Genomic DNA, 12,410 nt, shown 5'->3' with positions numbered 1-12,410 from the left:
TTGGACGGGCGGCGCAGCCACAACCCCCCCCAGCTCAGGCCGTGGACCGAGGACCCGACCAACACCCACCCCCCCCCCCCGGGGCGCCCGGGAGGACTCCACCAACCCCCCGATCCCGTCGACCCCGCCGCGCGACCCCGCCGCGCCCGGGGCGCCGACGACCGCGGGCGGCACCGCCGTCGACTCGTCGTGCAGCACCCCGACCACCTCGCGCAGCTCGCGCATGGCCGCGACCGCCGCCTGCCGCAGCACCCCGACCGCCTCCCGCTGCCGGTCGCTGAGGGTGCGGTCCACCTCCAGCGCGCCGGAGTGCACGGAGATCAGCGCCAGCTGGTGGCCCAGGCTGTCGTGCATGTCCTGGGCGATCCGGTGCCGCTCCCGTAGCCGGGCCTGGTGCACCACCATCGCCCGCTCGCGCACCAGCTGGTCGTTGCGCTCACGCAGCGCGTCCAGCAGGGCGCGGCGCTGCGCCCGGTAGCGGCTGTAGAGGGCGGGCAGACCCGCGAATACCAGGAAGATGCCGAGCGACAAGCCGATGATCAGCTTGGGTGAGTACGAGGCGCCGTCCTTGAGCATCCCGAACATGGAGAACATCAGGTAGCTCAGCACGAAGGCGCCGACCAGTCGCCACACCCGGCCGATCCGCGCCCCGGCCACCCAGCCCGCGCAGACCAGCAGCGGGAACGGCCCGAGCGACCAGCCCGCCAGCGTCCCGGTCAGCACCAGCACCGTCGCCGGGAAGCCGCGGCGCAGCAGCCACAGCGCGGCGACGGCCAGCCCGAAGGGCACCGCCAGGTCGGTGGCGGCGGCGAGCTCCAGCAGGGCCGCCAGCGCGCCCATCAGCAGGGCCGCCACGGCCTCGCCGACCACTCGCCGGGGGCGCCAGGGCCCCGGGAGCGCCGTCCGTACCGCTGTCGACCAGGCCCGTGCGATTGCTTCCACCCGTCGAGGCTAACCGGGCGGCCGCCCCGGCCGCGGTCACCCTTCGTCGCAGCCCGGGCCGACGAAAGTCGCCGCTCCGGCGCCGGTCGGGCCGACGCCCACCCCGCCGTCCGTCCCGCCGCCCGGGCCGCCCACCCCGCCGTCGGTCCCGAAGGCCGTGAGCAGCAGCGCCACGTCGTCCACCCGCCCGGTCGAGCCGACCTCGCGCAGCAGCCGCTCGGCGAGCTCCTCCAGTGCCTCCCCCGCCCGCCCGTGCGCCAGCGCCGCCCGCAGCCGGTCCACCCCCTGGTCGATCGCCAGCGCCGGGTCCTCCACCAGCCCGTCGGTGTAGAGGGCGAGCAGCGACCCGGGCCGCAGCCGCAGCTCGCTGACCGGGTACGCCGCCCCGTCGTCCACGCCCAGCAGCGGCCCGCCCGGCACGTACAGCGCCTCGGCCCGGCCGTCCGGGTGCCGCAGCACCGGCGGCAGATGGCCGGCCCGGCCGATCCGCACGGTGCCGTCGGCGGGGGTGAGGCGCACCAGGCAGCAGCTGGCGAGCAGCCCCGGGTCGAGGTCCAGCAGCAGCCGGTTGGTGCGGGCCAGCACCTGGCCGGGCGGCTCGCCGCCACTGGCGAACGCCCTGACCGCGCTGCGCAGTTGGCCCATCGCGGCGGCCGCTCCGACGCTGTGGCCCTCGACGTCGCCGATCACCAGGGTGAGGTCGTCGCCGGTGACGATCGCGTCGTACCAGTCGCCGCCGATCTCCATGCCCTGGGTGCCGGGCAGGTAACGGGCGGCGGTGCGGATGCCGGGCACCTGCGGGAGCCGGTGCGGCAGCAGGGCCTGCTGCAGGCCGCGGGCCAGCGCGAACTCGGCGTCGTACAGCCGGGCCCGCTCCAGGGCCTGGGCGATGAAGCCGCCGAGGCCGGTGAGCAGTCCGCGCTCCTCGACGGTGAAGGGGTGCGCCCGGTCGAAGCCGAGGATGCAGCTGCCGACCGGGCGGCCGGAGGCGATCAGCGGCAGGAAGGCCCAGGCGCCCATCTCGTCCAGAGCCAGGCCCGGGTAGGCGGCGGCGAGCTCGCGCACCGACTCGAAGAAGATCGGGGTGCCGGTGCTGAGCGCCTCCGCGCCGGGGACCCGGGCGTCCAGCGGGGTGCCCTCGAAGCCGTCCAGGAAGCCGTCGGGGTAGCCGCTCTGCGAGACCAGGTGCAGCCGCTGCTCGCGCACCCCGTAGATGGCGAGCTCCTGGCCGCCGAAGGCCGGCAGGATCTCCTCGGCCACCGCCCGGCAGACGTCCCGCACGGTGACGGCCTCGGTGAGCGCGCTGGCCAGCTGGAGCAGGTGGTGGGTGCCGCCGACGCCGCCCGTGCCCGCACCGGCCGTGGCCGCGGGCGGCGCCAGGGCGGTCGGCGGCTCGGCCGCGCCCGGCGGGGCCTCGGCGGCGACCATCCGGACGGTGACGCCGTGCGGGTCGGGGTAGAGCGAGAAGGCGAGCCAGCCGTCCGGCGGACGGACGGCCAGGAAGGCGGTGGGCTGCTGGGAGAGCAGGGCGGCGCGGTAGCGGTTCTCGTAGAAGGGGTCGGCGAGCCAGGGCAGCACCTCCCAGGGGTGGTGTCCGACCAGCTCCTCGGCGCCGGCCCCGAGCAGCGGCTCGGCGGCCCGGTTGACGTAGCTGATCAGACCGTCCGGGTCGAGCGAGAGCAGCCCCTCGTGCAGCCGCTCGACCGCGGCGGCCGCCGCGGTCAGGGCACGGACGTCCAGGACGGCGCCGACCAGGTGGGTCCCGCCGTCGGAGATCGCCCCGGGCACCCGGGCCCACAGCTCCACCGGGTACGGGCGGCCGGCCGCTCCGAGCACCCGCACCCGGGCCGCCAGCACCTCGCCGTGCTCCAGGGCGGTGCGTGCGGCGGCCCGGAACTCGGGCACGTCGCCGGGGGCGATCCGGCCGGTCAGGCAGCGCACCGTGCCGTCGAACTCGCCGGGCGCGAAGCCGAAGATCTCCCGGAACTGCACGTCCGCCGCGAGCGCGCCACTGGCCACGTCCCAGTCGAACAGCCCGACCCGGGTGGTCACCGCCGTCGGCGGCGACAGCTCCACCACGGCGGCGTCCCCGGCCGGCTCCACCGGCTGCCCGGCCGCCGCCACCCCGGCCAGCCCGGCGCCCAGCCGGGAGGCGACCGCCTCCGGCCGCCCGCCGTCCCCGTCCGGCACCCCGTCGTCCGAGGCGGGCCACAGCACGCTGAGCACCCCGAACCGCTCCCCGCCGTGCCCCACCGGCACGCAGGCGGAGACGAAGTCGTACGGCAGCCCGACGGCCAGCTGCGGGAAGCGCCGCACGATGTCCTCGGAGTCGGACAGCGTGACGGTCCGCCCGGTGCGGAAGCAGACCGCGACCGGCAGCGGCCCGGCCGCCGCGACCCGGCGGAACGGACTCATGATCGACAGCGGCACCCCGGCGAGGGTCCGCAGCACCAGGGACCGCCCGTCCCGCGAGCGCAGGTGCACCATCGCCCCGTACGCCGCGGTCGACGCCAGCACCTCCCGGACGGCCTCCGCCAACAGCTCGTCCCGCGCGTGCGCCGCCTCCGGGCCCGCCGCACGGACCGGCTCGGCGTCCCCGCCGGTCGGCCGCGGATCGCGCATGCTCCCTTGCTACGTCCGGCCCGGAACCGTGTCAAGGCGAGCCCCGCCCGCCCCGGCCGGCCCACCGGCCCCACCCGCCCCGGCACGGACGCCCTCACCCGGCCGAGCGAACCGCTCCGCCGAGCGGGTGACGCGCTACGGCAGATCGGTGAGGTCGACCTCCACCGGGAACGGCACCGCGGCCTTCACCAGTCCGGTGAACACCTCCCCGGCCCGGTACACCCGGCTCGCCTCGTCCAGCGGACAGGTGTGGACGACCGGCACCCGGCCCGCCGCTTGCTCGACCCGCCAGTAGAAGGGAATTCCGGCCTTCGCGTACTGGTCGGGCTTGACCAGCCGGTCGGTGGTCTCCGAGCCCGGTGAGACGACCTCGACCAACAACAGCACGTGCTCCGGCCTGGCCGGCATCTCCTCGACCGTGTCGGCCCGGTAGACCACCACGTCCGGGCAGCGGTTGTCGAGCGGCACGTCCCGCAGCCGCAGGTCGAAGCCGCAGTCGGCGTTCCAGTCGGCCCCGCCCGCGTCGTCCAGGGCGTTCGCCACCAACCGCGCGATCCGGTTGTGGCGGGCCGAGCGGCTCGGACGGGCGACCACCACCCCGCCGACGATCTCCACGTCGGCGCACTGCTCCTCGGTCCAGCCGTCGTACTGCTCGGCCGTCACGGTGGACATCCTCGGGCCTCCTGGGCGGGCCGGTACTCGTTGTGTCGGGCGCAGCCTAGTGCGGCCGAGGTCGCGGCTTGGGATGGTTCGGGGACCGTTCGATATCCTCCCCGGCAGGTGGTGGCACGGTGGCCGCCGGGGGTGGGAGTGAGGACCGGATGAAGTCGCCCGAGGGGCCGGTGCAGGACGCCGCCTGGCAGTGGGACGGGGAGGCGGACGGTGCGGACGCGGTGCCCGGGGACGTGCTCGGCGGTGGGGGTCCGGACGGTGACCGCCCCCGGCTGAGCCGGCGCGGGCTGCTGATCGGGGCCGGGGTGCTGGCGGCCGGCGGGGCGGCGTGGGCGCTGGGCCGGGTGGAGGGCGACGGGTCGACGCCGACGCCGTCGCCGAGCCGGCCGCAGCCGACCGCACTGTCCGGGCCGACGCCGCTGTGGACCTACCGGGGCCCGCAGGTGATGACCCCGGAGCGGCTGCTCGCCGCGCCCCAGGGGCCGGCCTTCCTCTCCAAGGCGGGGTGGCAGGCCCTCGACCCGGGCACCGGTCGTCCCGGACGGCTGCTGGTGTTCGACCCGCCGGCACCCAAGGACTGGCCGAGCGACCTGGAACTGCCCGCCGGAAAGATCGCGGTCTGGCGCGACTACCTGTTCACCGCCACCTCCCGCGGCCACCTGGACGCCCACCACCTCACCGACCCGACCGCCGACTGGAGCCTGGCGCTGCCCGAGGAGCTGGACGGTGACGTCCAGCTCACCTGCCTGAGCGCGGGCGTCCTCTACGGCTGCCTGTTGAGCTGGCCGCGCTCGGACAGCTCGGCGCCGAGCAGCCGGATCTTCGCCGTACAACTGGACCGGCGCTCCCTGCTCTGGTCCGTCGCGGTCGACCACCAGGAACGGCCCGCCGCCGCCACCGCCCCCTACGACAAGAACCTGCTGGCCTGCGTCCGGTCGACCGGCGAACGCCTCGAGCTGGTGGTCCGGGACGCCACCACCGGCGAGGAGGTGTCGACCGCCGCCGTCACCCAGGACTTCGGCTGGTGCGTCGCTTCCGGGACGAGCTTCCTCGTGCCCGACAGCAACGGCGGGGTGTACCTGCTGGGCCCCGACGGCAAGCCGGCCTGGAACCACACCGCCGCCCGGGGGGAGTCCTGGCGGGCCCTGCCGCCCGTCCCGGACACCGTCCGGGTCTTCGTGCTGCGCAACGACGGCGTCGTCACCTGCCTCGAAACACGGACCGGCGCGGTGCTCTGGTCCGTCAAGCTGCCGTTCCTGCTGGACAACCGCAGCCGTCCGCTGGTCGTCGGCGGCACGCTGTACGTGCCCGGTCCGGCGGCGGGCGGGGTGGCGGCGATCTACACCGCGACCGGCACGCCGGGGTGGACCTTCCACGACTCCGGCCCGGGCAAGGACGTCTGGAACCTCGCCGCCGACGGCTCCCGCCTCTTCGCCGGGCACGACGACGTCCTGCACGCGCTCCCGCTGACCTGAGAGCGCGGGCCTGAACCGCCGGCCTGAAACAGCTGGGCCGGGAGCGCCCCGGGCGGCAGGATGTGCTGGTGCAGGTACACCCGATCTCCCCCGACAAGCTGGCCGAGCTGCTCGCCGACCGGATCAGCGAGCTGCCCGGCGCCGGCGAGCGGTGGCTGCGGGTCGCCGTGGACGGCGCCGCGGCCGCCCGGCCCGGGCTGCTCGCCGACGCCCTGGTGGAGCCGCTGCGGCTGCGCGGCCGCCCGGCGCTGCGGGTGTCGGCGGCGGACTTCCTTCGCCCGGCCTCGATCCGGCTGGAGTACGGCCACCGGGACGCGGACGCCTTCCACGACCTCTGGCTGGACGACGGCGCCCTGCTGCGCGAGGTGCTGGACCCGCTGGAGCCGGGCGGCACCGGCCGGGTGCTGCCCTCGCTGCGCGACCCGGCCACCGACCGCTCGACCCGCGCCCCGTACGTCCAACTCCCGCCCGGCGGCGTGCTGTTGCTGGACGGCGCCCTGCTGCTCGGCCGCTGGCTGCCGCTCGAACTGAGCGTCCACCTGGCGCTCACCCCGGCCGCGCTGGCCCGCCGCACTCCGGCGGACGAGCAGTGGACGCTGCCCGCCTTCGCCCGCTACGAGGCGGAGACCGGGCCGACCGAGGCCGCCGACCTCACCGTACGGGTGGACGACCCGCGGCACCCCGCCCTGGTCGAACGGACCTAGCGGACCTGGCGGACGTGGCGGGCGCGCCGGATGTTGCGGACGTTGCGGCCGGGGCGGCCGGGGCCGGCCCGCGCTGGCAGTACGGGCACCAGAACACCGCCCGGTCCCGCGGGGCCTCGCCCTGGCGTCCGGTCAGCACGGGCGTGACGCAGCGCGGGCAGGGGCGGCCCGCCCGGCCGTAGACCCAGTGCCGGTAGCCGGGCCGGGTGTCGCCGGTGGTGATGTGGCCGGGGCGCAGCTTGTTGGCCTCCAGCATCTGCCGGGCCCGCTCCACCAGCCGGTCGGGGTGCGGCACTTGTCCGACCTCGGTCCACGGGGTGACCCCGGCGACGAAGCACAGTTCGTTGGCGTACACGTTGCCGATCCCGGCCAGGTTGCGCTGGTCGAGCAGGGCTTCGACGAGCGGCCGGGCGGGGCGGGCGAGGATGCGACGGACGGCCTCGACCGGGTCCCAGTCCGGGCCGAGCAGGTCGGGGCCGAGGTGGCCCACGGCCCGCCGTTCGTCAGTGGTGCGCAGCAGTTCGACGACGGGCAGCCGGTAGCCGACGGCGGTGCCGTGCTCGGTGCCGAGGACGGCGCGGATCTGGAAGGCGGGGCCGCCGGTCCAGCGCTCGCCGGGGCGGTAGACCTCCCAGTGGCCGTCCATCCGCAGGTGGGTGTGCAGGGTGAGCCCGCCTTCGATGCGGGTGAGCAGGTGCTTGCCGCGCGGGCGGACCTCCAAGACCCGGCGCCCGGCGAGCGCGGCGGTGGCGTGCGCGGGCACCCGCAGCTCGGCGCTGGTCAGCTGCTGACCGGCGAGGGCCTCGTGCAGCCGGGCCGCCACGCGGTAGATGGAGTCACCTTCTGGCATGTCTCCATTCTGGTCCGCGCGGCGGCCCGGTGCGGCACCGGCCCCTCGCCGCTACGCGCCTCGACTACGGGGCCTCGACCTGGCCTTCCCGCACCACGACCACGGGGCAGGGCGCGTGCTCGGTGACGTGGCGGCTGACCGAGCCGAGTAGCACGCCGGAGAAGCCGCCGAGTCCGCGGCTGCCGACGACCAGCAGCGCGGCGCCCTTGGCGGCCTGCAGCAGGGCGCCGGCCGCGTTGCCGGGCAGCACGCTCTCGGCGATCGGCACCCCCGGGTCCGTGCCGACGGCCTTGGCGACGCTCTCGGCCAGGGTCTGGCCGGCCAGCTCCTCGGGGTTGAGGGACTCCCCGGTGGGGACGGCCGTCCCGCCCCAGCCGTAGAAGGCGGGGTACTCCCAGGCGGTGACGGCGTCGACCGTCCCGCCGACGGCCTTGGCGTAGTCGACCGCCCAGCGCAGCGCCTGCTCCGAGGCGGGCGAGCCGTCGACGCCGACGACGATCCGGGTGTGGGCACTCATGCGGTTGCTCCTTCGGTCACTCCTGCTCGGCACCAATCATTCGAACATAGATCAAATCGGGCATGCACCCGGTAGTTGCCACGCCGCACCCGGCGTTCCGCATTCAATTCGGGTGCCGCCGACCGGCACCGCCCGCGAGAATGCCCCCATGCCGAGCAAACCGCGCCGCCGCGCCGGCGGCTTCGCCGAGGTCATCGCCGAGGTCGCCGCCACCCTGCCGCCCGCCGACGGAAGCGCCGGACCGTACCGCCTGACCCCCGTGGCGGCCGGCGGCTTCCAGGACGCCCTGGGCTGCTACTGGCGGCTGGCCCGCGGCCCGCTGGACCGGCGGCTGGCCAAGCGGCTGGCGGCCGGCGCCGACGAGATGACGCTGGGCGGCTGGGACGGCTGGCACGAGGACTTCCCGGAGGCACTGGTCCCGGTGCTGCTGACCCCCGAGGAGCGTCCGGCCGCCTGGCTCGAGGCGCTCGCCGAGGACCACCACGCGTACGAGTTCCGTGCCGCCGACGGCCGGACGCTCCTCTACCTCCACGTCTGCTGCTGACCGGCCTCCTGCTCCGGCCCGCGGCCGAGCTCGATCGACCTCGGCCGCTCCACTCCTGTTCAACTGCGGTAGGCAGCCCATGAGTTGGACATCCGCTGGACCTGCCCCGGGGTGAACTGGGTCATGCAGGAGTCGTAGCTGTAGTCCATGAAGTTGTGGATCGGGTCGAGCCCGCCGCCCGGGCAGGTGTGCCGGCCCTCGGGGCAGCCGTAGGCGGCGCTGCGCTCGGGCGGGGTGTCGTCCACGTAGTCGCCCGGGGGCAGGCAGCCGCCCTGGAAGGTGTGGAAGAGGCCGAGCCAGTGGCCGGTCTCGTGGGTGGCGGTGTTGCCCTCGTTGTAGTGGGTGGCGGGGCCGCCGGGCAGCGAGTCGTCCAGGACCACCACGCCGTCGTCGACCGGGTTCGAGCGGTAGACGTCGGGGAAGGTCGACCAGCCGAGCAGGGACTGGCCGAGGTGGGCGGTGTAGAGGTTGAGGGTGCCCGCGCCGCCCTTGCGCAGGGCACTCTTCATCGACCGCTCGGCGGCGGAGCCGGGGGTCATGCCGGAGTACCAGCCGGCGTTGTCGGTCCAGTCGGTGCCGGCCAGCGCGAACTGGAATCCGGTGGGGGTGTTGCCCTCGCCCTGGCCGCCGTAGGAGGCGTTGAGGTGGTCGATCTGGGCGGCCACCGCACCCTCGCCCAGCCGGCCGGCGTCCCCGGAGTGGATCACGTGGACGTACACCGGAATGGTGGTCGGTTCGGCGGCCAGCGGGACGTGGGCGGGGCCGAGCGCGGCGAGCCGGTGCTCCAGGTCCGCCTGCATCGCCCGGGCCCGGTCGGCGCTCACGGCGTTCGGGTCCCGGCCCGCCTGACTGCCCGCCGGCTTCCGGGCGGCGGGGTCGACACCTGCATCGGCGGCGGTCTCGGCGGCAGTACCGTCGCAGACAGCCGCCACCGTACGGTGCGGGGCCGGGGCGGCGAACTGGCTCAGACCGGCCGCGGCGACCAGCGCGGCGGCGCAGGGGAACAGGCGGGGGGCACGCGAGCGCACCCGGGCAGTACGGCGCATCAGCGCTCCTGACGGGGAGATGACCAGGGAGGGGGCGGGGGGAGATGACGGGGCATCGGCCGCGCCTCGGGCCCGTCCACCGGCGACCGGCGCCCGGCGCGGACCCGCCCGACACTACGACGCCGAGAAGTCGATCTCCCGCAGGGCGCGCGCGGCACCCCGGTCGAGTACCACGGCCGACGCACAACCGACCGGCGGCCGCCCCGCCCCGAGCAGCAGCCCGCGCAGCCGGGCGGCCGCGCCCCGGTGCCGGGCGAAGGCGTAACGCGAGACCCACCGGCCGCGCCGCTGCTGACCCGCCCAGGCCTCCCGCGGGTCCACGTCGAGCAGCAGCAGGTGCACCCGGCGCCCCTGCCGGGCGGCGGCCCGCACCAGCCAGGACCGGACGAAGGGCAGCGTGCCGCAGTCGTGCACGGCCAGCGGCCCGCCCTCCAGCACCGCCCGGCGCAGCCGCCGGTAGTGCGCGAGCCGGGCCAGCGGACGGTACAGCGCGTACGGGAGGCGGCCGGGCAGCCGGGACGCGTACTCCTCGCGGACCAGCTGGGAATCCACCAGCGGGGCGCGGACACTGCGGCGCATCAGGGTGCTCTTCCCACTGCCGGGCAGCCCGGTGACGACCAACAGGTCACCGGCGGGATAGCGCAGCACGGCCGGCCCGGAGCCGCGCAGCTCGTGCACACCGGCGCGGACGATCCGATCCGCGCCCGTCCGGCAATCGGCAGCGCGGCCCTCGACACCACGGTCCTCGGCAGCACGGGGCGGCGACACCCGTGGCGCCGCCGCCCGCGGTATTCGTGTCCCCGTCACCGACCCTCCGCCCGCCGCTTCCACTCGCGTTCCCTGCCACGAGCATGGCGTATGACCAAGAACGAGTAAAGACCCGTGGTCAGGGCAGGTGCGAGAGGCCTCGACGGAGGCCCGGCCAGTGAGCTGGTTCGGGGGTCGGAGCGGTCCTACTGCAGCACGGCCAGAACCGCGCCCCACTGGGCGGTCGTGGCTCCGGAGAGGGAGCAGGGGCCCGGCGTCCGCACGAGCTGGTAGCCGGTCGTCAGCCAGTAGGACGACAACTTCACCGTCGGCAGGTCGGCCCAGCCGGGTTCGAACAGCGGGCCGGTGCCGCTGTTGGAACCCACGGCGCCGACGAGGAGCTGGCCCGCCCGGCAGGTGGGGCCGGTGATGCCGAAACTGGTGCCTCCGGACTCCCCGAGACCGGTCGCCCGAGCAGCCACGGAGTGGATGTCGCGGTATTCGTCGACGACCACGTGGTACTTACTGGCGGTGACGTAGGTGACCGCCAGGTGGTCGGCGGTCGAGAGGGCGGCCACGTCGAACGCGGCGAGGATGGCCACGCGGTGGTGGCGGGTGTCGAACACGTCCGCGACCAGCTGGTAGCGGCTGCCGCGGCTGTCCGTGACGGTCAGTGGGGCCGGGCAGGTGGACGTCAGCATGATCGACACGATGAGTGCGTCGCCCGCGGCCACGTTCTGGGTGATCGGGACCGTGGCGCTCGTGCCGGTCAGGATGTGAGCCTCCGCGCCGGGGCGGCCGACCCAGGCCGGTGTGCCCGGTGACTGGCCGGCCGGTGCGGGGTCGGCGGCGTCCAGGGCCCGCTGACCGTGGGCCGCGAGCGGCTGCTGGACGCCGTCGTCACTGATCGCGTCCTGGCACTGCTGCGCTGCGGTCACCTCCCGCTGGGCGGAGGCAGGGCTGCCGACGACGTAGCCGGTGACGGCGCCTATGACGATGCCCGCCAGCAGGGCGGCTCCGTGGGACGCCACCCCACCGCGCCGCCCGAACCACCTCCGTCCCGGCACGGGCGCGGGCCGGGGCGAGCCGGTCGCGCCGAGCGGCTCGGCGGGTCCGGCGGGCTGCTCGACCGGGTGGTCCGCCTCGTGGGCGGCGTCGGGCGGGAGGCGGCCGGGCCCTCTCGCCGGGTTCGCCGCTGCGGCCCAGGCCCGGCGCCACTCCACCTCGTCGCCGCCACAGGCCTTGACGAACTCGCGCACCACGGGCCAGGTGGGTAACCGCCGGCCGGCTAGCGCTTCGTGCAGGGCGGAGTGCGACACGATTCCCGACGTCCTGGACATCGTCCGGAACGACGGATTGCCGGCGAGGGCCCGCAGTTGTCTCAAGCGGTCGAGGAACTCGGCAACCTCGTCCTCCTGGCCCATCACGCCCTCCCGTCTGCCCCCGGTGACAGGTGGGACGGGCCTTGCCCGTCCACGCCTGTCCAGACATGTCAGGTTGTACCGGAAGAACGTGGTCGCGCGCGTGTGAACGAGCAAACTCGTGATCGCCTCCCCGGCCGGGCCCTCGCCTGCGCCGCCGCGCCGACCGTGGGGAGCCCCCGGGCGTCCGGGTCTGTCGTCCGGTGTCCGCTGTACGGCGCCGGGGCTTTCGGACGGGCCGTCGGTGCGGATGAATGAGCGCCGGCGGGCCGAACCCGGGCGAGCGGGCAAACGCCGACGGGCTCCGTCTCCACCCCCAGCTACCAAGGGAGAGAACCTTGCACGCGAAGAAGATCCTCGTCGCGCTCACCATCGCCGGCGCGACGGTGCTCGGTGCGGCAGGCACCGCGTCCGCGTCCTCCAGCGGCTCGGACAGCGCCAGCAGCAGCCACGGCTCGTGGTACCAGGTCTACGCGAACAACAACGTCGTCGGCTGGCACGTCAACATCGGTGACACCGACGAGGAGTTCTACATCACCGCCCAGGACGTCTGCGGCAACTACTACTCCTTCAACTGGAACGACAAGTACCAGTCCGGGTACAACAACGCGTGGTGGACCTTCCCGTGCACCCTCTCGTGGGCGCACCTGTACCCGACCGACAACGGCAGCCAGGACGGCCGGACGGTCTCCCGGTAGTCCACCGACATCCGCGGGTGACCCACGACTTCGTCCGGATCGGCGACACGGACGAAGTCGTGGCGCTGGACCTGCTCCGACGGCCCCCCCGGGTCTCCGGCGGGCCGGCAGTGTACCCGCGGGAAACGCACGGCCGCCCCGGTCACCCCGCGCACGCCCCCGGCCCCCGCCC

Annotated in this window: 12 protein-coding genes; 4 read left to right on the top strand and 8 right to left on the bottom strand. The window is 75.3% G+C overall.

Annotation, left to right across the window (positions count from 1 at the left end; all coding sequences use genetic code 11):
* The 3 genes from ACFWXO_RS27175 to ACFWXO_RS27165 all read right to left on the bottom strand — a co-directional run.
* Positions 1–840: sensor histidine kinase (locus ACFWXO_RS27175; protein WP_380526756.1), on the bottom strand; the 840-nt coding region annotated here is incomplete at its 3' end.
* Positions 841–978: 138 nt separating this feature from the next.
* Positions 979–3,564: a SpoIIE family protein phosphatase gene (locus tag ACFWXO_RS27170; protein WP_380526699.1), complete on the bottom strand. Its 2,586-nt coding sequence runs from the start codon at positions 3,562–3,564 to the stop codon at positions 979–981.
* Between the two features lie 135 nt (positions 3,565–3,699).
* Positions 3,700–4,236, bottom strand: a complete 537-nt coding sequence (locus ACFWXO_RS27165; protein ID WP_380526698.1) for a Uma2 family endonuclease — start codon at positions 4,234–4,236, stop codon at positions 3,700–3,702.
* 149 nt (positions 4,237–4,385) lie between these two features.
* Here ACFWXO_RS27165 and ACFWXO_RS27160 point away from each other — a divergent pair, with 149 nt between their 5' ends.
* Both ACFWXO_RS27160 and ACFWXO_RS27155 read left to right on the top strand, forming a co-directional pair.
* On the top strand, positions 4,386–5,711 hold the full coding sequence (locus ACFWXO_RS27160) for a PQQ-binding-like beta-propeller repeat protein (protein ID WP_380526696.1): 1,326 nt from the start codon (positions 4,386–4,388) through the stop codon (positions 5,709–5,711).
* 68 nt (positions 5,712–5,779) lie between these two features.
* Positions 5,780–6,415, top strand: a complete 636-nt coding sequence (locus ACFWXO_RS27155; protein ID WP_380526694.1) for a uridine kinase — start codon at positions 5,780–5,782, stop codon at positions 6,413–6,415.
* On the opposite strand, the gene ACFWXO_RS27150 is transcribed toward ACFWXO_RS27155, so the two are convergent.
* Together ACFWXO_RS27150 and ACFWXO_RS27145 are read right to left on the bottom strand one after the other, a co-directional pair.
* Positions 6,363–7,265, bottom strand: coding sequence for a DNA-formamidopyrimidine glycosylase family protein (locus ACFWXO_RS27150; RefSeq protein WP_380526692.1), 903 nt, complete (start codon positions 7,263–7,265; stop codon positions 6,363–6,365). The genes ACFWXO_RS27155 and ACFWXO_RS27150 overlap by 53 nt on opposite strands.
* Positions 7,266–7,329: 64 nt before the next feature.
* A complete protein-coding gene (locus ACFWXO_RS27145) occupies positions 7,330–7,782 on the bottom strand; it encodes a universal stress protein (protein ID WP_380526690.1) in 453 nt (150 codons plus the stop codon).
* Between the two features lie 148 nt (positions 7,783–7,930).
* Here ACFWXO_RS27145 and ACFWXO_RS27140 point away from each other — a divergent pair, with 148 nt between their 5' ends.
* Positions 7,931–8,326 carry a hypothetical protein gene (locus ACFWXO_RS27140; RefSeq protein WP_375884337.1) on the top strand — a complete coding sequence of 132 codons (396 nt, stop codon included), beginning with the start codon at positions 7,931–7,933 and terminating at the stop codon, positions 8,324–8,326.
* A 59-nt stretch (positions 8,327–8,385) separates the two neighbouring features.
* On the opposite strand, the gene ACFWXO_RS27135 is transcribed toward ACFWXO_RS27140, so the two are convergent.
* The 3 genes from ACFWXO_RS27135 to ACFWXO_RS27125 all read right to left on the bottom strand — a co-directional run bounded on the left by ACFWXO_RS27135 (position 8,386) and on the right by ACFWXO_RS27125 (position 11,543).
* Positions 8,386–9,372, bottom strand: coding sequence for a zinc metalloprotease (locus ACFWXO_RS27135; RefSeq protein WP_380526688.1), 987 nt, complete (start codon positions 9,370–9,372; stop codon positions 8,386–8,388).
* Positions 9,373–9,486: 114 nt separating this feature from the next.
* Positions 9,487–10,050, bottom strand: a complete 564-nt coding sequence (locus ACFWXO_RS27130) for an AAA family ATPase (protein ID WP_380526686.1) — start codon at positions 10,048–10,050, stop codon at positions 9,487–9,489.
* A gap of 275 nt (positions 10,051–10,325) precedes the next feature.
* Complete coding sequence (locus ACFWXO_RS27125) at positions 10,326–11,543, bottom strand: helix-turn-helix domain-containing protein (protein WP_380526684.1); 1,218 nt, start codon at positions 11,541–11,543, stop codon at positions 10,326–10,328.
* Between the two features lie 335 nt (positions 11,544–11,878).
* Between ACFWXO_RS27125 and ACFWXO_RS27120 the strand changes: the two genes are divergently transcribed.
* Positions 11,879–12,238: a hypothetical protein gene (locus ACFWXO_RS27120; RefSeq protein WP_380526682.1), complete on the top strand. Its 360-nt coding sequence runs from the start codon at positions 11,879–11,881 to the stop codon at positions 12,236–12,238.
* Positions 12,239–12,410 lie beyond the last annotated feature (172 nt).

Origin of the sequence: Kitasatospora sp. NPDC059088 (assembly GCF_042738155.1) — a bacterium.
In the GTDB taxonomy this organism is placed as follows: domain Bacteria; phylum Actinomycetota; class Actinomycetes; order Streptomycetales; family Streptomycetaceae; genus Kitasatospora.
This window is presented reverse-complemented; position numbering and strand designations above follow the sequence as displayed.

Excerpts from the sequence above, each read along its gene's own strand:
- ACFWXO_RS27170 (WP_380526699.1), bottom strand. The coding sequence starts at position 3,564 with ATGCGCGATCCGCGGCCGACCGGCGGGGACGCCGAGCCGGTCCGTGCG.
- ACFWXO_RS27165 (WP_380526698.1), bottom strand. The coding sequence starts at position 4,236 with ATGTCCACCGTGACGGCCGAGCAGTACGACGGCTGGACCGAGGAGCAG.
- ACFWXO_RS27160 (WP_380526696.1), top strand. The coding sequence starts at position 4,386 with ATGAAGTCGCCCGAGGGGCCGGTGCAGGACGCCGCCTGGCAGTGGGAC.
- ACFWXO_RS27150 (WP_380526692.1), bottom strand. The coding sequence starts at position 7,265 with ATGCCAGAAGGTGACTCCATCTACCGCGTGGCGGCCCGGCTGCACGAG.
- ACFWXO_RS27145 (WP_380526690.1), bottom strand. The coding sequence starts at position 7,782 with ATGAGTGCCCACACCCGGATCGTCGTCGGCGTCGACGGCTCGCCCGCC.
- ACFWXO_RS27140 (WP_375884337.1), top strand. The coding sequence starts at position 7,931 with ATGCCGAGCAAACCGCGCCGCCGCGCCGGCGGCTTCGCCGAGGTCATC.
- ACFWXO_RS27135 (WP_380526688.1), bottom strand. The coding sequence starts at position 9,372 with ATGCGCCGTACTGCCCGGGTGCGCTCGCGTGCCCCCCGCCTGTTCCCC.
- ACFWXO_RS27125 (WP_380526684.1), bottom strand. The coding sequence starts at position 11,543 with ATGGGCCAGGAGGACGAGGTTGCCGAGTTCCTCGACCGCTTGAGACAA.